The organism is Litchfieldella qijiaojingensis (assembly GCF_014651875.1).
Taxonomy (GTDB): domain Bacteria; phylum Pseudomonadota; class Gammaproteobacteria; order Pseudomonadales; family Halomonadaceae; genus Litchfieldella; species Litchfieldella qijiaojingensis.
This window is the reverse complement of sequence record NZ_BMXS01000004.1, coordinates 1-20,150: the sequence shown is the minus strand read 5'-3', so window position 1 is coordinate 20,150 and position 20,150 is coordinate 1. Positions and strand designations below refer to the sequence as shown.

Below are 20,150 nucleotides of genomic sequence, written 5' to 3'. Positions count from 1 at the left end.
CGCCGCAGGACTCGCCCGCCATGGTCAAATCCTCTCGCTCCTTTCCCTTATCCCATCCTGGTAGCGCCCTGGTAGCTGCCTGGCGTGAGGGCTATAGCTTGGCCGACTTGCGCCGCGACCTGATGGCCGGCCTGACCATCGGCATTGTCGCCGTGCCACTTTCCATGGCATTGGCCATCGCTACCGGCGTTCCGCCCCAGCACGGTCTCTATACCGCCATCGTCGCCGGGGCGATTATCGCCCTGACCGGCGGCTCGCGCTTCAACATTTCCGGCCCCACCGCGGCTTTCGTGGTCATCCTGTTCCCCATCGTCGCCAGCCACGGGCTCGGTGGACTACTGATCGCCACCCTGATGGCGGGCATGATCCTGATAGCACTGGGACTCTCACGTCTGGGCAACCTGATCCAGTTCATCCCCTATCCGGTGGTGCTGGGGTTCACCGCCGGGATCGGCGTGGTCATTGCCCTGCTGCAACTTCCCGACTTCCTCGGCCTGGCGAACGTCGCCCTCGGCGAGAGTACCCTGGACAACCTCGCGGCCATCGTTCGTGCCCTGCCCAGCCTGGCCCCGGCCGAGTTGGGCATCGGCCTGGTGACACTGGCAACCCTGATCCTGTGGCCTCAGTTCAAGCTGCCGATCCCCGCACCGTTGGTGGGCCTGGCCATAGGCACGTTGGTGGCACTCGCCGCGTCCCAGTTCGGGCTCGAGATCGACACCATCGCCTCACGCTTTCATTGGGAATACGAGGGACAATCGGGCAGCGGCATTCCGCCCTTCCCTCCCTCGCTGGCCTGGCCCTGGCAATTGCCGGGTGTTGACGGTGCCCCGCTTACGGTCGATTTCGCGCTGATCCGTGAGCTGTTGGGGCCGGCCTTCGCCATCGCCATGCTGGCGGCCATCGAATCGCTGCTGTGCGCTGTGGTCGCCGACGGCCTTACCCGTACCCGCCACGATCCCAATGCCGAATTGATCGGCCAGGGCATCGGCAACATGGTGGTTCCCTTCTTCGGCGGTATCACCGCCACCGCCGCCCTGGCACGCACCGCTACCAATATCCGTAGCGGCGCCCGCTCGCCAATCGCCGCGGTGGTGCATTCGTTGGTGGTACTGCTGGCAGTAGTGGCGCTGGCAGGCGTTCTGGGTCTGGTGCCCATGGCGGCGCTTGCCGCACTGCTGTTCATCATCGCCTGGAACATGAGCGAAGCGCGCCATTTCGTGCATACCTTGAAGAGCGCCCCCGGCAGCGACGTGGCCATTCTGGTCATCTGCTTCGGGCTCACGGTGATATTCGACATGGTGCTGGCAGTGGCGGTTGGCGTGGGACTGGCGGCAGCTCTATTCATCCGCCGTATGGCCAAGCTCACTCATACCCGCCGGCTGACCGCCGACGAGCATGACCTGGCACGCGACCTGCCCCATCAGGTAGCAGTCTACGATGTCAACGGCCCGCTGTTCTTCGGTGCCGCCGAGAAAGCCGTGGCCTCTCTACGCACTGTCGATCCCGAGGTACGCGTGGTAATGCTAGACATGCGCGATGTCCCCAGCCTCGATGCCACGGCCATTGTCGCCTTGCATACCCTGGTCGACGAACTCCATGCGCAGGAAGTCGGGCTGATCATGGTTGGCCTGCCGGCACGCTTGCTGATGAAGCTCAAACGAGATGGCATAAAGCGCGTGGCAGGCAGGCTGGCCTGGGTACGCGAGGCCGGACACGCCAAGCGACTGGCATTGAGGTGGCTGGCTAGCCATCCCTGAACACATCGCAAAAAAGGGGGTGCGAACCGGTCGCACCCCAAACTCTCACTGCTTACACCACTACGACTTACCTTCGCGAGAGAGACACTGCCATGCCTTAGAAAAAGCCGAGGGGGTTGGTATCGTGACTCACCAAGAGATTCTTGGTCTGCTGGTAGTGTTCCAACGCCACTTTGTGGGTTTCACGACCCACGCCGGACTTCTTGTAACCACCGAAGGCGGCGTGCGCCGGGTACTGGTGGTAGCAGTTGGTCCACACGCGGCCGGCCTGGATACCGCGGCCCATGCGGAAGGCCACGTTGATGTCTCGGCTCCACACCCCGGCCCCGAGCCCGAACTCGGTGTCGTTGGCGATCGCCAGCGCTTCCGCTTCGTCCTTGAAGGTGGTCACCGCCACCACCGGGCCGAAGATTTCTTCCTGGAATACGCGCATCTTGTTGTGGCCCTTGACCAGCGTCGGCTGGATGTAGAAGCCGCGCGCGAGTTCCGGATCGAGGGTTTCCTTGCCGCCACCGGTGAGGAACTCCGCTCCCTCATCACGGGCGATGTCCATGTAGGACATGATCTTGTCGAACTGCTCCTGAGAGGCCTGGGCACCTACCTGGACGTCGGTATCCAGCGGGTTGCCGCGCTTGATGGTCTTGACCCGCTCCATGACGCGCGCCATGAACGGCTCGTAGATACTCTCCTGGATCAGCGCCCGCGACGGACAGGTACACACCTCGCCCTGGTTGAAGAACGCCAGTACCAGCCCCTCGGCGGCCTTGTCGATGAACTCCGGCTCGGCGTTCATGATGTCGGCAAAGTAGATGTTCGGCGACTTGCCGCCCAGTTCCACGGTCGAGGGGATGATGTTCTCGGCGGCGCACTTGAGGATGTGCGAGCCCACCGGCGTCGAGCCAGTGAAGGCGATCTTGGCGATGCGCTTGCTGGTGGCCAGCGCCTGGCCAGCCTCGGCACCGTAGCCATTGACGACATTGACCACGCCCGGCGGCAGCAGGTCGCCGATCAGCTCCATCACCTTGAGGATCGATACCGGGGTCTGCTCGGCGGGTTTCAGAACCACGCAATTGCCGGCGGCCAGTGCTGGAGCAAGTTTCCATGCCGCCATCAGGATCGGGAAGTTCCAGGGAATGATCTGCCCCACCACGCCCAGTGGCTCATGGAAGTGGTAGGAGACGGTATTGGCGTCGATATCCGCCACCGTGCCTTCTTGAGCGCGAATGCAGCCGGCAAAATAGCGGAAGTGATCGACGGCTAGCGGGATGTCGGCATTGAGCGTCTCGCGCACCGCCTTGCCGTTGTCCCAGGTCTCGGCCACGGCAAGCATTTCCAGGTTCTGTTCGAGACGGTCGGCGATCTTGAGCAGGATGTTGCTGCGCTCGGTCGCCGAGGTCTTGCCCCAGGCGGGAGCAGCCTTGTGGGCAGCGTCCAGCGCCAGCTCGATGTCTTCCGCCGTGGAGCGCGGAATCTCGCAGAACGCTTCGCCGTTGACGGGGCTGACGTTGTCGAAATACTGGCCCTTGACCGGGGCGACGAACTCACCACCGATGTAATTACCGTAGCGAGTGTCGAAGGAAACGACCGATCCTGGACTAGCGGGATTGGCGTAGATCATGACATGCACTCCTGCCTGTATGGAGATCTCTTGGGAGTCCGGTTGCTGGCGGTTCTCCATCGTCATTGCCGGACCTGCCTTAGAGAGTAGTGAAATCTGACTGTCAGCCCATGCTGCCATGGGGGTAACGATAGGGGCCTTTGGTCGTAAGCCCCCGGTCACGCGACGAATGATGCTGGCGCGCTACGTTCATTCTTGGCGTAGGGCAGCCCCCTGCATCGTGAGACATACCACCGTCGTCATGGGACCTAAGTACTATCCATTCACGACCATCGACATATGTCGGTGTCTTCCCCTACCCGCATAAGCTGTCCCATGAATCCATGTGCTTGAACGATTCATCAGGCACACGGGCCCGCCACACTGGGTTCGTTGCCTGAGGGAGAGCCACGATGCCGATCCGCCATTATCCGCCATGCCTTGGGCCCGTCAGATCTCGTGAGTGGCCATCAGCGATAGCCACCACCGAACAGGAGTACCTCGTCATGTCTCGCTTCCCCCTTACCCGCACTGCCGCCCAAGCCTCGATGCTGGCGCTGTGCATGTTCTGCAACGATGGAGCCCTCGCAACCAGTAATCACTCGGCGACGGTTACCGCAGGGAAAGGAAGCGACTGACGTGATTCATTTCGTCATGGTGGCTGTGCTCGGTGACGATATCGCGCATCTGTCGTCACCGATGCGGTGGATCATGCGGGAATGGATGATATCGGGGACGCCTGCTCCACTACCTGAGCCCTAAGCTCGGGACATGGGTGTATCTTTTGCTGGTTCGGCGTCGCGAAAAAGCGACAGCATTCATCGTTTGTCTCCAGAACATGGAACATGTTCCGAAATGACACATGAGTCATGTGGAGTCGTAACACCGAACCGCAGCCCCGTCCTCTGGCTTCCTGGAGCCATCGAACGTCCACCTGCCTTTTCAGGTCCTGCGCTTGCGTGAGATGCCATGCATGGCCGATACACTCTTGCGGCCAGGGGCTCTCGCTGCGGAACCCATGCAACCCAGCCAAGCTTCGGTCCACAGGAGCCAAAGGTGGGTGCCGACTGCAAACGGCCACAACCCAAGCGGCATGGGAACCAGTTGGCGCTCCCTGAAGGCATTGCGACGAATGCGCTCGACCGGGAATCGAATGATCTTGGCCATAACGTACCTCTCCTTCCCTTTGGACAAGCCACTAGCCATCAAACTCCAATGAGATGGCATATACATACTTGCAAGATACGCGCCAACTTCCGCTGCCTCGATACTCCCTCCTCATGGGCATATGGATTGACGATCGGCAAAGGACGCGATGAATGTTTCCATATGTAATGCATAGCACATAACGCCTGACACTGCGGTTATTTGTTTAGAACCACTGCGTCAATTGGTGATAGAGAGGTATCCCCACCAGCACGTTGAACGGGAAAGTGACGCCCAGCGAAGCGAGCATCGCCAGGCCGATGTTGGCCTCCGGGATGGCAGTGCGCATCGCGGCCGGGGCAGCGATATAGGACGCGCTGGCGGTGAGCGCTGCGAGGATCAGCACCGAACCTTCGGGTAGGCCGAGCAGCACACCCATGGCGATACCCGCCAGAGCCAGCACCAGCGGAGCCGCCAAGGCAAAGGCCAGCAGCCGCCAGTGTCGTACTGGCAGCGGACGCAGGGTCTCGGCGGCGGTAAGGCCCATTTCCAGCAGGAACAGTGCGAGAACGCCATGGAAAGCACCAGTGTACAGATCCGTGACCGTGGCTCCCTGCAAGGGACCGTAGAGCGCACCGATCATTACTCCCCCGGCGAGCAGGATCACACCGCGATTGGTCAGCGTCTCGTGCCATAAGCCTTCCATCACAGCCGACTTGCCGCCGTTACCCTGGAAGCGCCGATAAAGGGCGATGCCAACCATGATCGCCGGCAGTTCCATCATCACCAGGTACAAGGTCGTTTCGGCTCCCGCTGCCAAGCCACGGCTTTCCACATAGGCCAAGGCCACGGCAAAGGTACCCGCGCTGACCGAGCCGTAGTGCGCGGCCAGGCTGGCACTATCGGCCGCTGACAAGCGCACCACCCGGCGCAGCAACGGTGCCAGGATCAGCGGGATTACCCCTCCCAGGGCCGCCACTCCCACCATCTCAGGGATCAACCCCCAACTCAGGTTGCCATACATGGCCATGCCGCCCTTGAGGCCGATAGTCAGCATCAGCAACAGACTCAAGGTGTCGTAGGCGGCATGGGGAATGGTCAGATTGGACTTCACCAGGCCCGCGACCAGACCCAGAAGAAAGAACATTACGATGATATCGGGCATCCAGCGACTCTCGAGACACGGAAGGGAAAGAGCGACGCGGCGGATTGTGAAGAAGGTCAGCTATTGATGCCAATAAAAAAGATGGCAGTATTCTATAGGTATCTCTCTATGCGAAAAGCCGCCATGAATATCCGCCATCTCACGTTCCGATTGCTGCAGGTCTATGTAGCGGTGATAAAAAGTGCCTCGATCAGCGGGGCCGCCCGCCAACTGCATCTCACCCAGCCGACGGTGTCGCAGCAACTCAAGCGCCTCCAGGAGACTATTGGAGAACGCCTGCTGGAACATCGCCACGGACGCGTCATACCGACAGAGGCCGGAGTCGAGCTCTACCGGGTCTGCCAAGAGGTACTGGGGAGTTTCGATGACTTCGAGGATTACCTCGCGACACTGCGCGGCGGCCAACGCGGGAGATTCAGCATCGCACTGGTCAATACCGCACAGTACGTTCTTCCCCGGCTACTGGGGCCCTTCAGCCGCCATTTTCCGCAAGTCGATGTCACTGTGAACATCGGCAATCGCCAGCAAGTCCTGACGCGCTTCGAACACCGCGAAGATGACCTTTACGTATTCAGTCACCCGCCGTCATTGGAGCATGCCCTGGCAGCACGCTTCATGCGTAATCCCCTGGTACTGATCGCACCGCACGACCATCCTCTCGCCTCTCGCGAACGGGTCGCCATGGGCGAATTGCTCGAAGAGCGCTTCCTGCTGCGAGAGCAAGGCTCGGCGACACGCATGATGCTCGACCGTTGGCTACAAGAGCAGGGATTGACGCTCGGCCCCACCCTGCAGATGGCCAGCAACGAAGCCATTCGCGTGGGGGTGGCGGCCGGCATGGGGCTGGCGGTGCTATCCGAACACGTCGTGCCACCAGGGCATCCTGGCATCGTCACGCTGCCGGTTGAGGGACTGCCGATCGTCAGCCACTGGCAATTCATCGTCCGACGCGACCGCCGCCTACCAAATGCCGCACAGGGCTTCCTGCGTTTCGCCGAACGGCATATCGACGAATGTGTGGAATCACGCTGGATCTGCAACGACATCGGCGAACTTTTGGCAGCGCTGATGACGCCATCCGGAACGGATAAGGTCATCCGTGAGGGTCTCCAACGACAATGATTCCGTTCGGCCTTTTACACTCAAGTGCCGGTGACATGGCCCGGGCCCCCGGGCCATGCTTTTTCAGCGACTCGCCACATCGCGGTCGGCGACATCCCTTGGCAGCTTGAAGGTCCACAGCATGCCGCCCTGGTTGAAGTCCTTGACGACCCTTGCAACCTCGCCACCCCATAGCGGCACCGCGCCACCCCAGCCCGAGGCGACGGAAACGTACTGCTCCCCGTCCATGGTCCAGGTAATGGGAGTGCCGACGACCCCGGAGCCGGTGTTGAAGCGATACAATTCCTCGCCGGTTCGTGCATCGAACGCCTTCAAATAGCCCTCAGGGGTACCGGTGAATACCAGATTGCCCGCCGTGGTCATGACACCGCCCCACAGGGGAGCGCGGTTTTCATGGCGCCAGACTTCCTCGCCGGTTTTCGGATCGATGGCCCTGAGCACACCGATATACTCCTCGTTGGCCGGTTTGATGGTGAAACCGGCCCCGAGATAGGCCGCTCCTTTCTTGTAGGAAACCGGCTCGTTCCAGATATCCATGGCCCATTCGTTGGAGGGAACATAGAACAAGCCCGTTTCCTGGTTGTAAGCCATGGGCATCCAGTTCTTGCCCCCCAGGAATGCCGGCTGGGCCAGTACGGGTTCGCCTTTTTCACCTTGAGCATCGACCGGGTTGCCCGGGCGGCCACCGTCAGAGAAGATCGGGCGACCGTTGTCGTCGAGTCCTTCGGCCCAGGTGATCTCGTCGACGAAAGGGAAACCGCGAATGAAGCTGCCATCGGTACGATCGAGCACATAGAAGAAGCCATTACGGTCAGCGGTGGCGGCAGCCTTGATAACCTCGCCATTCTCTTCATATTCGAAGGAGATCAGTTCGTTGACGCCATCGTAGTCCCAGCCATCGTTGGGCGTGGTCTGGAAGTGCCACTTGATGCTGCCATCATCGGGATCGATCGCCAGACGTGACGAAGAGAACAGATTATCCCCCGGCCGCAGGTGAGAGTTCCAAGGCGCCGGGTTCCCCGTACCGAAGAACAGTGAGTCGGTCTCCGGATCATAGGTGCCACCCAGCCAGGTCGCGGCGCCGCCGGTCTTCCACATATCGCCCGGCCAGGTCTTACCGGCTTCGCCACCGGAAATACCGTACTCGATGGCTTCGCCATCCTGGTAGACATACCCCATATGACCTTCGACGGTTGGGCGAGTCCAGAGCTTATCCCCGGTATTCGGATCGTACGCCTCGACCTTGCCTACGATACCGAACTCGCCACCGGAAACGCCGGTAATCAGCTTGCCCTTGACGATGATCGGTGCCGCCGTAATGGAATATCCTTCCCGATAGTCCGCCACCTGCTTGATCCACACCACCTTGCCGGTGTCCTTGTTCAAGGCAACCAGCTTGGCATCGAGGGTAGCGAATATGAACAGGTCATCATATAACGCCCCTCCGCGATTGATCACATCGCAACACGGCATGATGCCGTCCGGCAGGCGAGCCTCATACTGCCAGATCTCCTCGCCGGTTCGGGCATCGATCGCGTAAGCGCGCGAGTAGGATGCCGTGATGTACATCACGCCATCCTTGATCAAGGGTTGGGACTCCTGGCCGCGCATTTTCTCGCTACCGAAGGAAAAAGCCCATACCGGCTGAAGGGATTCAACATTGTCCGTGTTCAGGATATCAAGAGAACTGTAACGCTGGCCCTGCAAGCCCATACCATGGCTGACCACGTCAGCGACGGTATTGTGATCGTTCATGATATCCTCATCGGTGACCGCATGGGCACCGAAGGAAACGGCCAGTGCAATGGCACTGACGGCAAACTGTCTGCCGATTGGCTTCAATCTCATGGTTGCTCGCTCCCACTCTTGTTTTCAAGTTTCCGCAGCGAACCGGGAACGTTTCCCGCCTCCATGTTGATTCTTGACGGCAACGTACCAGGCAACCATTCAACCCCCGACCAACTTCCCTCCTCACTTGGTAGTAAGACCTTTCACAAACAAGAAACCCGTGGAGATAGCCCACGGGTTTTGCATGAAATAAAGGTCATGTTCAACAAAGATCAGAGGAAATAGCGACGCCTTTCTTCACGAGTCTTCATCGACATCATTGAGGATCTCCTCATAGAATCCCGGCATGCTGTAACGCAATCCATGACGCTCGAAGATTTCGGCCATCTCGCCTTCGCGAACCATGCGATCCACGATCTCCTCGATCGCATATCCCAACTGTCGATGCGTATGCTTGACCGCCATGCCAACGTCCCAGACCTGCTTTCCCATTCCTGGAAAGCCATTGCTCGCCGCTACGAAGCCATGCTCGGAATGGATACCAAGTTCGTGATCTATCTCGGCACGCATGCCCATGACGGCACTCACCTCACCCGCTTCCATTGCCTGAAAAGCCTGACCAATATTGGCAAAATGATGAGTCTTGTCGCGTAACCGGCCACCGAAGGCGGACGTCAGGTAGGTTTCTGGCAAGGTGTCGATCTCCACGCCTATGGGATGGTATTGGAATACCGCCATCGTCCCCACCGAATCGATGTCGTTCGGGTCATAGGCTATCTGCCACTGTTCCTGATGATAGGGGCCGAACATCACTACCTGATCATTGATCACTTCACCGGTGGAGTCCCGCATATAGGCGTACTGCTTGTCATACGGGACCCGCATCATGACATCGGCAATACGGCGCTTGGCCAGGTAATGCCCTTTCCAGACGTTATTACGCAGATCATCCTCAAGTGTTTCGTCAGGGATGATCCAGTGAATCCGGAATTCAACTCCCAGACCTTCCGCGATTCTCTTGCCGATATCGATGTCGACTCCAACTGGCTTGCCATCCTTTTCATAGGAATAAGGAGGAAAATCACGATAGACGCCAACGTTCAGGTAACCCGACTCGATGACGATGTCATAAGTCCGCTCAGGAGCACGCTCGAGAACCAACTCGTTTGCATTCGCGAATGTGCTCATTACCAATAGAAGAGCGGTGAAGCATCGGATCAGCAACATGATACTTCCCCCGTTATCTTTGATCTATGATGTCACTCCTTGACAGACTCGATATAAGTCTTGATCGCCCACATGGCGTTCTGGTCCAGGTTATCCTTGAAGGAAGGCATTCCCCGGTCGGTTCCATTGCGCACACGGCCAATGAAGTACTCGTCATCCCACTCTTCGAGTTCACGCAAATCCGGCGTCAAACCACCCGACATCGCCTGAATGCCATGACATACCGCACAGTTTCCGGCATAGCCGCTTTCGCCGACCTTTATCGCCTCCTCGTTGTAGTCACCGTGCTCGTTACCGGCCCGGAACGGATTCTCCGCTAATGGTTCGGAGCCCAGCTCGGGGAGATTGCTGGTATCGACTTCCTGAGGCGTCACGTCACCATGGCCCATGACCAGTGCCGCCCACCCAAACAGACCGGCGGCAACACATGTTTTGAGTGGAGATGGAACAGTCATACCGATTACCTCTGTTGAATACTGGTGGGTCTGCCTACCACTGTCGTCGGGAAGGTCAACGATCTGACCCAAGTCTAGGAATCACCCACTTTCCCCGGAATGCCACTTTCGAGCCCTCGATACAGTCCCTTGGTAGTAGCCTTGAGGAAGAGACGCCAAAGCAGGGGATCAATTATCCTCGGCACCTTTAGGGAAGCGTTTATCCCCACTTACCGGATTTGAGACGTAGGAAATACTCCTTTCGTACAGGCGTATTGCGACTTTCAGAATATTTCAGTGTCTTTCCGCCTTCTCTAAGCTCGTGGACATAACGACAAATAGAGGGGCTCCCATGCGCATCGAATCCAAATCCCTTATGGCTACGTTATTCGCGTGGTGGCTGTCGGCTCCACTTACCGCCATGGGGATGGATATCCGCATCGGCTACATCCAGTGGGTCCCGGATCAGGGCCCCGTCCTATCGAACGTCATCCCCGAACCGGAAGATGCCGGTCTACGCGGAGCCGAGCTTGCGATCGAGGATAACAACACCACCGGAAGCTTCCTGGATCATCACTACATCCTGGAAACTCAGATGGCACAATCGGAATCCCAGGCGCAGGAAGCCTTGGAACGAATGCTCGATGAGAATATCTCCCTATTCGTGCTCAGGGTTCCCGCATCCACACTGAACGCCATGGCGGATGAAACAGAGGGAAAGGCGCTGATCTTCAACGCTGGCGCTAAGGAAGATGAGCTTCGCTTGAGAGAGTGCCGGCCCCATGTCATGCATACACAGCCCAGCTACGCCATGCTGACGGATGGTCTCGCCCAATGGCTCAATCTGCGACGCTGGAAGAACGTTTTCATGATTACCGGTCCCACCGATAGTGATCGGGCCTGGGCAAAGGCCTTCCGCCGTTCGGCTACACGCTTCGGGGTAAATATCGTTGTCGAAAAGCCCTGGACCTTCGACTCGGACTTGCGGCGCACGGCATCACGGGAACTGCCTCTTTTCACCCAGGCAAAGGACTATGATGCCGTGGTAGTAGCCGATGTGCGGGGCGATTTCGGTGAGTACGTACCCTTCAACACCTGGCTGCCCCGGCCGGTGGTGGGTACACAAGGCATGTCGCCGGTAGCCTGGCATCGCGTCGTGGAAAGCTGGGGAGCGGTCCAGCTCCAAAACCGCTTTCGCGAACTGGCCGGTCGCGACATGAATGGAGAAGACTATGCCGCCTGGGCCGGCATTCGCTCCGTGGGTACCGCCGTAACCCAGATCAATGACGCGGATATCGAGAGAATTCGCGACTTTCTGTTCTCCGACGACTTTCAACTGGCCGCTTTCAAGGGCCGCAAACTCAGCTATCGCCCATGGAGTGGTCAACTTCGCCAGCCAATTCCGTTGGTGCATCCCCGAGGGCTCACTTTCACGGCACCGGTAGAAGGTTTTTTGCATCCGGTTACCGATCTCGACTCCCTTGGTTTCGATGAAGCGGAAAGTGACTGTCGAATCAATCCATAGATAGTCAGCGACTCGCCACCACATCATAAGAACACCGAAGGAATACTGTCATGAAGAATCTTATCTGTACTTCCTTGCTGGCTATCCTGGTTGGTATCTCGACCCAGTCCATGGCTAGCCTGGCCTATGTATCCAACGAAAAAGACAACAGTATTTCCGTGATCGATACCGAGTCCCTGGAGGTGATCGAGACGATTCCGGTAGGTCAACGCCCAAGGGGCATCCTGCTTTCCAAGGACCATACCAAACTCTATATCTGTGCCAGCGACGATGACACTGTCCAGATAATGGACCTGGCGACCCAAAGGATCATCGGCAGCCTGCCTTCGGGAGAGGATCCTGAACAATTCGCGCTGCATCCCAACGATCGTTGGCTATTCATCGCCAATGAAGACGATGCCATCGTGACTGTGGTGGACGTTCAAACCAAGGACGTACTGGCCCAGATCGATGTTGGCGTCGAACCGGAAGGCATGGCCGTCAGCCCCGATGGCAGATGGGCGGTCAACACCAGTGAAACCTCCAGCATGCTGCACTGGATCGATACCGACAGCTTCGAAATCAAGAAAAACATGGTGGTCGGCCAACGCCCTCGGCATGTCGAGTTCAGCAGGGATGGCAAGGTAGCCTGGGCCTCCGCGGAAATCGGCGGCACGGTCCACATCATCGACGTGGACGCACTGGAAGAGATCAAGACGCTGGACTTCAAGATCCGTGGCGTCAACCAGGACAAGATACAGCCGGTGGGAATCGCGCTGACGTCCGATGGCCGCTACGCCTTCGTCGCGCTTGGCCCCGCCAACCATGTCGCGGTCGTCGATGCCCAGACCCATGAGGTTCTCGACTACCTGCTGGTTGGCCGGCGGGTGTGGCAATTGGCCCTGAACGAGGATGAGAGCATGCTGCTGACGACCAATGGGGTCAGTGGGGACGTGTCAGTGATCGACGTCGAGAGCCTGAAAGTCACCAAGTCCATCGAGGTCGGCCGCTACCCCTGGGGTGTGGTCGTGACGCCATGAATATCCTGGTCAAAGGCGATATCGGTCCCATGCTCGAGATCGAGAATGTCAGCCATCGTTATGGGGCCAACAAAGCGCTCGAGCGGGTTAGCTTGCGCTTGGCGCGCGGTGGCTTTCATGCCCTGCTCGGCCCCAACGGCGCCGGCAAGAGTACCCTGATAGCACTGATCACCGGCCTGCTGCGCAGCCAGAACGGCGAGATACGTGTCGCCGGTCATTCGTTGTCGCGTCGACCACGCGATGTGCGGCGACATCTGGGTGTGGTCTTCCAGCAGCCGACTCTGGATCTGGACCTCAGCGTGCGCCAGAACCTGCTCTACCATGCCTCGCTACACGGGTTGGGTCGACGTCAGGCCCGCGAGTGCTGCGAGCGCGAGCTGGCCCGTCAACACCTCGAGCCCCGTGCCAACGACAAGGTGCGTCAGCTCAATGGCGGTCACCGGCGTCGACTGGAGATCGCTCGTGCGCTGCTCCACGAACCCGAGTTGCTGATCCTCGACGAAGCTAGCGTGGGGCTGGATACCGCCAGTCGTCAGGCGCTCAACGAGCATGTCCGTACCCTGTGCCGGGAACGTGGCATGTCGGTGCTGTGGACGACCCATCTGCTCGACGAGATCGAGCCCCAGGATCCCGTGGTGGTGCTGTGTGCCGGGCGGGTGATTGCCGACAGCCAGGCACAGGCCCTGTGCACTCACACCGGTACCCATACGCTGCATGAGGCCTTCGGTCTTCTTACCACCAAGCCTAGCGACACCGTTACGGAGGGTCAGTCATGAGCGCTAGTGCCTACCTGCATTGTTTCCTGGGTGTCAGCGGCCGTGAATGGCGACGCTTCGTCCAGCAGCGTACGCGCTTCTTCAGCGCCCTGGTACGCCCCCTGCTATGGCTGGTGGTCTTCGCCGCCGGTTTTCGTGCCGTGCTGGGCATCTCGATCATGGCGCCCTACGGCACCTATATCGTCTACGAGGTCTACATCACCCCCGGGCTGTGCTGCATGATCCTGCTGTTCAACGGCATGCAAGGCTCGCTGTCGATGGTCTACGACCGTGAGATGGGCAGCATGAAGGTGCTGCTGATGAGCCCGCTGTCACGCCCCTTCCTGCTGATGAGCAAGGTGCTGGCAATCTCGCTGGTGTCGCTGGTGCAGGTCTACGCCTTTCTCGCCATCGCCTGGTGGTATGGCATTCGGCCACCGCTCTTCGGCCTGGTCACCGCACTGCCGGCATTGCTGCTGGTAGCGGTGATGCTCAGCACCCTGGGGCTGGTGCTGGCCAATGCCATTCGTCAGTTGGAGAACTTCGCCGGTGTGATGAACTTCGTGATCTTTCCGCTGTTCTTCCTCTCCTCGGCGCTCTACCCACTGTGGAAGATGCAGGAAGCCGGACCGTGGCTGTACTGGCTGTGCTCCTACAACCCCTTTACCCACGGCGTGGAGCTGGTGCGCTTCGCGCTCTACGAACGCCTGGCGATCCCCCCCTTGCTCTGGTGCCTGGGGCTGACCGCACTGTTCGGTCTGATCGCCGTATTGACCTTCGATTTGCAACGTGGCGCGGGGGCGAGATCGCCCGCTCCCGTCCACACCGTGTGATGGTTCATCGAAACACTACCTAAGTCGCAGTTAACCTTGCATCGATTGGCGCGATGATAAAGAGGAGCGCCGAGAAGGAGGAGGCACCACAATGACAATGACGACTCCGACCGCCGAGCGCGATAACCATCAGGGCACTGCCATGTACAAACTGCTGATCGCCGACGACCACCCCCTCTTTCGCGAGGCCATCGGTCGCGTGATTCGTGACGGTTTCGAGGATACCGTGCTCTTCGAAACCCAGGATCTCGACTCGACGCTGGCTCTGACCCAACAGCACGACGATCTCGACCTGATCCTGCTGGATCTCAACATGCCGGGAATGAATGGTCTGGCGGGATTGATCCAGCTCCGTAACGAGGCACCAACCATTCCGGTGGTGATCATCTCCGCCGAGGAAGAGAAGCAGGTGATCCTGCAGGCGGTGACCTATGGGGCGGTGGGCTTCATCACCAAGTCGTCGCCCCGCGAGCAGATGACCAAGGCCATCGCCCAGATCCTCGAAGGTAATATCTACCTGCCGTCGGACATCATTCGTGCTGGCAGCAGCAGTTCCACGCGCGCCACCTCACGCGACGAGCACACCATCACGGCGCAGCAGCTCGAGACGCTGACCCGCAAGCAGCTCCAGGTGCTCGAACACATGACCCGCGGTGAATCCAACAAGATGATCGCATATCACCTCGATATCGCCGAAACCACCGTCAAGGCGCACGTTTCGGCGATCCTGCGCAAACTGGGCGTGCACAACCGGGTACAAGCGATCCTGTCGGCCAGCGATATTGACTTCAATGCCTACCTCCGCAAGCACTGAATGGCCTGTCCACTGAACTGAATGCCTAGCCACTGACCAGCCGTGACAACGCCATCCTCAACTTGAGTGGTTTGACCGGCTTGTGCAGCAGCAGATACCCCCGTTCGCGCATACGCTGCTTGAGCTCGACACTGTGATTGGCGGTGATCGCCATTACCGGTAGCGGTACCTGGCGCTGGGCGTTGACACGCTCGGCGAGCGCCAGTCCGGTATCCCCTCGGTCGAGGTGGTAATCGACGATCAGCACATCGACCGGATCCGAGGCCAGCGCCACTTGGGCCGCCAGAGACGCTTCGCTGTCGGCCACATGCACCTCGCATCCCCAGCGTGTCAGCAACATGCGCATCGCTTCGCAGATGTCGGCATCGTTGTCGACCACCCAGATGCGCTTGCCTTCCAGGACCGCCTCGCCGACCGCTACTGCCGGCGTGGCTGGGAGCTGGCCGCGAGATATCAGTTCACCGTAGGGCAGGCGCACGCTGAACAGTGAGCCACGTCCGGCCACCGAGGCCACCCCGAGAGGGTGATCGAGTATTCGAGAAATCTTGTCGGCGATCGCCAGTCCCAATCCCAGACCGCGATCCTGACGCCTGCCGGCGGCATGCGAACGACGGAACTCCTGGAAGATTACCCCCAGCTCCTCGGCCTCGATCCCCATGCCGGTATCGCCGACCACGATCTCCAGACCGTCATGACGACGCCGGCAACCGAGCAGAATGCGTCCCTCACCGGTGTAGCGAATCGCATTGGTCAGGAAGTTGCGTACCACTCGAGTCAGCAGTTGGATATCGCTGCGCACCACGGCGCTGCTCGGCACGTAGTGGAATTCCAACCCCTCGCTAGCCGCCACCTGGCGATACTCGCGGGCCAGGCCATCGAGCAGTGCGGCTACTGGAAAGGCACCGACGTCTGGCGTCACCACTCCGGCATCGAGCTTGGAGATATCCACCAGGGTGCCGAGCAGGGTCTCGACGTCCTTGAGCGACCGGCCGATCTGATCGATCAGCTCATGACTGCCGGGAGCCACATCCTGTTCGCTGAGGGCACCGGTGAACAAGCGGGCGGCGTTGAGTGGCTGCAACAGATCGTGGCTGACCGCAGCCAGGAACTTGGTCTTCGACAGGTTGGCCGCCTCGGCTTCGGCCTTGGCCTCGCGCAATCGCTGCTCGACGGCGGCGCGTTCGGCGATTTCCTCGCGTAACTGGCGATTGACGTGGGTCAGCTCGGCGGTACGCTCGCGCACCCGCTGCTCCAGGTTCTGATAGGCCTGGTGCAATGCCTCGGCGGTACGCCGCCGCTCGGTAATATCGCGAATCAGCACGAACAGGCCGATCACCTCGCCGTCGCCATCGAAGTGGGGAACGTAAGCACGCAGCAATACGCGCTGCTCACCACTGGCGCTGCATTCCGGGAACTCAAAGGACACGCTCTCCCCGGCCAGCGCCCGAGTCAGGTAAGGACGCAGCCGGGCGCAATGCTCGGCACTATGCAGGACTTCCAGCTCGCCGCCCAACAGCAGGTCACGCGGCCAGCCGTACCACTCTTCGTAGACACGGTTGGTGAACACGTAACGCAGATCGCGATCCAGGTACGCGATCATCGCCGGCAGTTCATCGGTGATGGTACGAATCCAGTGCTCGCGTTCGCGCAGGGTTTCGGCATGACGAATGCGCTCGGTGACATCGGTGAAGGTCAGCACCTGGCCACCACCGGGCATGGCATGCCCGCGGACTTCCACCACCCGGCCATCGGCGAGATGTCGCTCGCAGGCGGCCGTCACGCCCTGGGCATCCTCGGCGGCGATCAACTCACTGTGATGACACAGCGACGCCAGATCATGTGGCATGTTGAGCGTCTCGAGTCCGGTGAGGTCACGGAAACGCTGGTTGCACATCTCCAGCATGCCGCTGGCGGTGACCACCGCCACTCCCTGTGACAGGCTATCCACGGTGGTCTGCAACAACTGCGTCTTCTGGGCCAAGGCATGTTCGCGCCGAGCATGTTCGTGGCGCTTCAACTCGGTGATATCGACATACAGGATCACCCGTCCGCCGCCACGGGTGGGGCGTTGGTGCACCTGTACCCAGCGGTCGTCGTGCAGCCGATAGATGGTACGTCGGTCATGGCGCCCTAGTTGCTCGCTGATCACCAGCCCCGTGCTCAACGCCAAACGACGCAAGTCTTCCAGACGCATGCCCTGGCGAATGCGAATCCCCGCCGGGCGCCAAAACTCGGCGAAGCGGCTGTTGAAGCGCAGGATGCGCTGGTCGGCGTCGAACAGCACGAAGGCATCGGTGATGCTCTCGATGGCATCGACCAGATGCTGGCCGGCGGTTTCCGCTCGCTCACGGGCTTCGGCCAGCAGCCGGTTGCTGGCACGCAGCTCGTGCGTGGTCTGGTTGAGAGCCTGGGTGCGCTCGCGCACCTGCTCGGCGAGCAGCACGGCATGCTCGAAGGCCGCGTAGGGGGCGCTGCGCGGCAAGTTGCTGGCCTCGACCCGCTCGATCAAGGCGGCATTGATGCGCTTGAGCTTGGCGATCTCGCGCTCGAGCAGACGCTCGCGCTCACTACCATCAGCCATCGCGTCGTGACTGGCCGATGACGACCCCGGCGAAGGTCTGGTTGAGGTGCAAGCCATTACACTGCTCTCCATAGGTGTTGAAGCCCACCACGCGATAGTCGCGCAGTAGTTGCGAAGCTTCGGCACTCAGGCCATCCGCCTCGACCTCCAGGCGGCGCAGGAAACAGTCGCAGCCGATCACCACCCGCGGCGGTCCCAACCGGGTGACGATATCGTCGATTGCATCACGCAGGTCGTCGAGAATCGGCGCGGCGCGCATGGCGGTAAGCACGATGCCGTTCTCCACCGCACAGAAGAAACTCAAGCTGAGATCCTCGTTGACGCGCTGGATCGAGCGTACATAGGCATGGTCGTGCAGGCGCACCGCCAATGGATGGCGGGCGAAGGTCTCGTCGTCGAGTTCGTCGACCCGGCAGCCCACCAGCCGTGCGTACTCCTCGGCGGCGGGTTCGGCATTGAGCTCGATGACCCGACGGCGCTCACGGTCGGCGGCGGTGACCACCAGCTTGTCGTCGAGCGGTCGCAGATGGTGGGTGGTGAAGACCTCGAAATCGAGAACGGTGTTGATCATTACTACCACCGCGGCCCCGGCGCGAAAACGTCCGTTGCCGTAGACATGAGTCCCGGCCAACTGATTGTCGTCACCGGCGCTGCCGCCGAAGTGCGGAATGCTGCCCAACGCGGCACTGAGCGTTGCCAGTACTCGCTCCTCGCTGGCCGACAAGCCATCGAGCAGGGTCAAGGCAAAGGTATGTCCCTTGATTGGTGCAATCCCCACTTGTCGGCACTGGTCGATCAGGCGATCGGTCAACTGTTGTGCGGCCAGCAACGGAAAATCGTCGAGATCGTCGATCACCGCATAGTCGAGTGCGAAGTCGCGATGATCGAACCCGATAGCGGTGATGCCGCCACGCCCATACCCTTCATCGGTAATCTCGCCGGCTGTCGTGCAGCCGCACAGTCTCACGCCCCCAAAATGCTGCTCCAATGCCTGGCCCAGTGCCTCGAGGTCATATTCCGCCGAACAGAAGAACAGCACGCCCCCAAGCCATGGATGCAGGAGACAACGCGCGAGGTCCTGAGCCGCCATGTCGGGATCGCGAGAGCGCGAATGGGCGATCTGCACGGTATCCTGGCGAGCGGAGGTATCCGCAAGTGGTTGGGGAAGATCGATATCCATGAGGTTTTCTCTCGCGGAGGGTCTATGTAGCAGTCTAGGAAGCGCTGCACCGCGCGGATATGCCACTTTGGGTCCCATTCTCAAGGCCATAAACCGATACGAAAGTAGTAGCCGACTAGCTGACATCCATCGTCTCAGCCTCGGCAGAACACCTGCGATTGCTTGTGGTTACGAGGCACTAGTTCACCCATACCGGCTGTTTCGTCCATGGCCTCTTCGCGTGCGGCCTCGATCAGGTGGTGATCGGGCGACAGCGCGCACACCGGGTCGGTGGCGGCGGGATCGCCGGTCAGCAGGTAGGCCTGACAGCGGCAGCCACCGAAATCGCGGTGGCGCTCGTCGCAGTCGCGGCACGGTAACGGCATCCACGCCTCGCCACGGAAGCGGTTGAAGGCATCGCTGGCGTACCAGATCGCCTCGAGCGGTTGCTCGCGCACGTTGGGAAAGCGCATCGGCAGCATGCGCGCGCTGTGGCACGGCAGCACCGCGCCATCGGGGGCCACGGTCATGAACAGCGCGCCCCAGCCGCCCATGCACGCCTTGGGCCGCTCGGCGTAGTAGTCGGGCACCACGAACAGCAGGCGCATGTTGCGGCCCTTGGTGGCGAGTCGCTCGCGCCAGCGCGCGGTGGTGGCCTCGGCGGTGTCGAGCTGGGCGCGGCTCGGCAGCAGCCCGGCGCGGTTGAGGTGCGCCCAGCCGTAGAGCTGGCAGTTGGCCAGTTCCACCGCGTCGGCGCCCAAGTCGTCACACAGCGCGATAATGGCGTCGAGATCGTCGATGTTGTGGCGGTGCAGCACCACGTTGAGCACCATCGGGTAACCGGCGGCCTTGACCGCGCGGGCCATGGCGAGTTTCTTGGCATGCGCCTTGGGCGAGCCGGCCACCGCCGCGGCGAGCTCGGCGTCGCCGGCCTGCAGGCTGATCTGGATATGGTCGAGGCCGGCGTCGCGCAGCGCCTGGATCCGCGCCGCGTCGAGGCCGATGGCCGAGGTGATCAGGTTGGTGTAGAAGCCCAGCCGCCGCGCCTCGGCGACCAGCTCCTCGAGGTCGCGGCGCACCAGCGGCTCGCCGCCGGAGAAGCCGAGCTGCACCGCGCCCAGGGCGCGGGCCTGGCGCAGGGTGTCGACCCACTCGGCGGTGCTGAGCTCGTCGCGGTAGGCGGCGAAGTCGAGCGGGTTGGAGCAGTAGCTGCACTGCAGCGGGCAGC

17 protein-coding genes are annotated in these 20,150 nt (G+C 60.5%); 8 read left to right on the top strand and 9 right to left on the bottom strand.

Going from position 1 to position 20,150, the window contains the following annotated elements; translation table 11 throughout:
- Positions 1-20: 20 nt before the first annotated feature.
- A complete protein-coding gene (dauA, locus tag IE093_RS05695) occupies positions 21-1,757 on the top strand; it encodes a C4-dicarboxylic acid transporter DauA (protein ID WP_189467057.1) in 1,737 nt (578 codons plus the stop codon).
- Between the two features lie 97 nt (positions 1,758-1,854).
- Here dauA and exaC read toward each other — a convergent pair whose 3' ends face one another.
- Complete coding sequence (gene exaC, locus IE093_RS05690; protein ID WP_189467054.1) at positions 1,855-3,375, bottom strand: acetaldehyde dehydrogenase ExaC; 1,521 nt, start codon at positions 3,373-3,375, stop codon at positions 1,855-1,857.
- Positions 3,376-3,860: 485 nt separating this feature from the next.
- Between exaC and IE093_RS22630 the strand changes: the two genes are divergently transcribed.
- Positions 3,861-3,992, top strand: a complete 132-nt coding sequence (locus tag IE093_RS22630; RefSeq protein WP_268247386.1) for a hypothetical protein — start codon at positions 3,861-3,863, stop codon at positions 3,990-3,992.
- Between the two features lie 304 nt (positions 3,993-4,296).
- Here IE093_RS22630 and IE093_RS05685 read toward each other — a convergent pair whose 3' ends face one another.
- Positions 4,297-4,521, bottom strand: coding sequence for a hypothetical protein (locus tag IE093_RS05685; protein WP_189467052.1), 225 nt, complete (start codon positions 4,519-4,521; stop codon positions 4,297-4,299).
- Between the two features lie 205 nt (positions 4,522-4,726).
- Positions 4,727-5,665: a sodium-dependent bicarbonate transport family permease gene (locus tag IE093_RS05680; RefSeq protein WP_189467049.1), complete on the bottom strand. Its 939-nt coding sequence runs from the start codon at positions 5,663-5,665 to the stop codon at positions 4,727-4,729.
- Between the two features lie 123 nt (positions 5,666-5,788).
- On the opposite strand from IE093_RS05680, the gene IE093_RS05675 reads away from it, so the two are divergent.
- A complete protein-coding gene (locus IE093_RS05675; protein ID WP_189467047.1) occupies positions 5,789-6,787 on the top strand; it encodes a LysR family transcriptional regulator in 999 nt (332 codons plus the stop codon).
- A 63-nt stretch (positions 6,788-6,850) separates the two neighbouring features.
- Here IE093_RS05675 and IE093_RS05670 read toward each other — a convergent pair whose 3' ends face one another.
- The 3 genes from IE093_RS05670 to pedF form a co-directional block, all read right to left on the bottom strand.
- On the bottom strand, positions 6,851-8,635 hold the full coding sequence (locus IE093_RS05670) for a PQQ-dependent methanol/ethanol family dehydrogenase (RefSeq protein ID WP_189467045.1): 1,785 nt from the start codon (positions 8,633-8,635) through the stop codon (positions 6,851-6,853).
- A 237-nt stretch (positions 8,636-8,872) separates the two neighbouring features.
- Positions 8,873-9,802: a substrate-binding periplasmic protein gene (locus tag IE093_RS05665; protein WP_189467043.1), complete on the bottom strand. Its 930-nt coding sequence runs from the start codon at positions 9,800-9,802 to the stop codon at positions 8,873-8,875.
- 32 nt (positions 9,803-9,834) lie between these two features.
- Positions 9,835-10,257 (bottom strand): cytochrome c-550 PedF, encoded by a 423-nt coding sequence (gene pedF, locus IE093_RS05660; protein ID WP_189467041.1) that lies wholly within the window; start codon positions 10,255-10,257, stop codon positions 9,835-9,837.
- Positions 10,258-10,588: 331 nt separating this feature from the next.
- Between pedF and IE093_RS05655 the strand changes: the two genes are divergently transcribed.
- The 5 genes from IE093_RS05655 (at position 10,589) to IE093_RS05635 (ending at position 15,182) form a co-directional block, all read left to right on the top strand.
- A complete protein-coding gene (locus IE093_RS05655; protein WP_189467039.1) occupies positions 10,589-11,761 on the top strand; it encodes an ABC transporter substrate-binding protein in 1,173 nt (390 codons plus the stop codon).
- 50 nt (positions 11,762-11,811) lie between these two features.
- Positions 11,812-12,780, top strand: a complete 969-nt coding sequence (locus tag IE093_RS05650; RefSeq protein ID WP_189467037.1) for a YVTN family beta-propeller repeat protein — start codon at positions 11,812-11,814, stop codon at positions 12,778-12,780.
- Positions 12,777-13,556 (top strand): ABC transporter ATP-binding protein, encoded by a 780-nt coding sequence (locus IE093_RS05645; RefSeq protein ID WP_229803281.1) that lies wholly within the window; start codon positions 12,777-12,779, stop codon positions 13,554-13,556. Before IE093_RS05650 ends, IE093_RS05645 begins: the two co-directional genes overlap by 4 nt.
- Positions 13,553-14,368, top strand: coding sequence for an ABC transporter permease (locus IE093_RS05640; RefSeq protein ID WP_189467035.1), 816 nt, complete (start codon positions 13,553-13,555; stop codon positions 14,366-14,368). Before IE093_RS05645 ends, IE093_RS05640 begins: the two co-directional genes overlap by 4 nt.
- A 142-nt stretch (positions 14,369-14,510) precedes the next feature.
- Complete coding sequence (locus IE093_RS05635; RefSeq protein ID WP_189467523.1) at positions 14,511-15,182, top strand: response regulator; 672 nt, start codon at positions 14,511-14,513, stop codon at positions 15,180-15,182.
- 25 nt (positions 15,183-15,207) lie between these two features.
- On the opposite strand, the gene IE093_RS05630 is transcribed toward IE093_RS05635, so the two are convergent.
- The 3 genes from IE093_RS05630 to pqqE all read right to left on the bottom strand — a co-directional run.
- Entirely contained in the window at positions 15,208-17,763 is a 2,556-nt protein-coding gene (locus IE093_RS05630; RefSeq protein ID WP_229803279.1) for a hybrid sensor histidine kinase/response regulator, read from the bottom strand.
- On the bottom strand, positions 17,756-18,943 hold the full coding sequence (gene nosP, locus IE093_RS05625; protein WP_189467031.1) for a nitric oxide-sensing protein NosP: 1,188 nt from the start codon (positions 18,941-18,943) through the stop codon (positions 17,756-17,758). The genes IE093_RS05630 and nosP overlap by 8 nt, the downstream gene beginning before the upstream one ends.
- A 134-nt stretch (positions 18,944-19,077) precedes the next feature.
- On the bottom strand, positions 19,078-20,150 hold a 1,073-nt coding region (gene pqqE / locus IE093_RS05620), incomplete at its 5' end, for a pyrroloquinoline quinone biosynthesis protein PqqE (protein ID WP_189467028.1).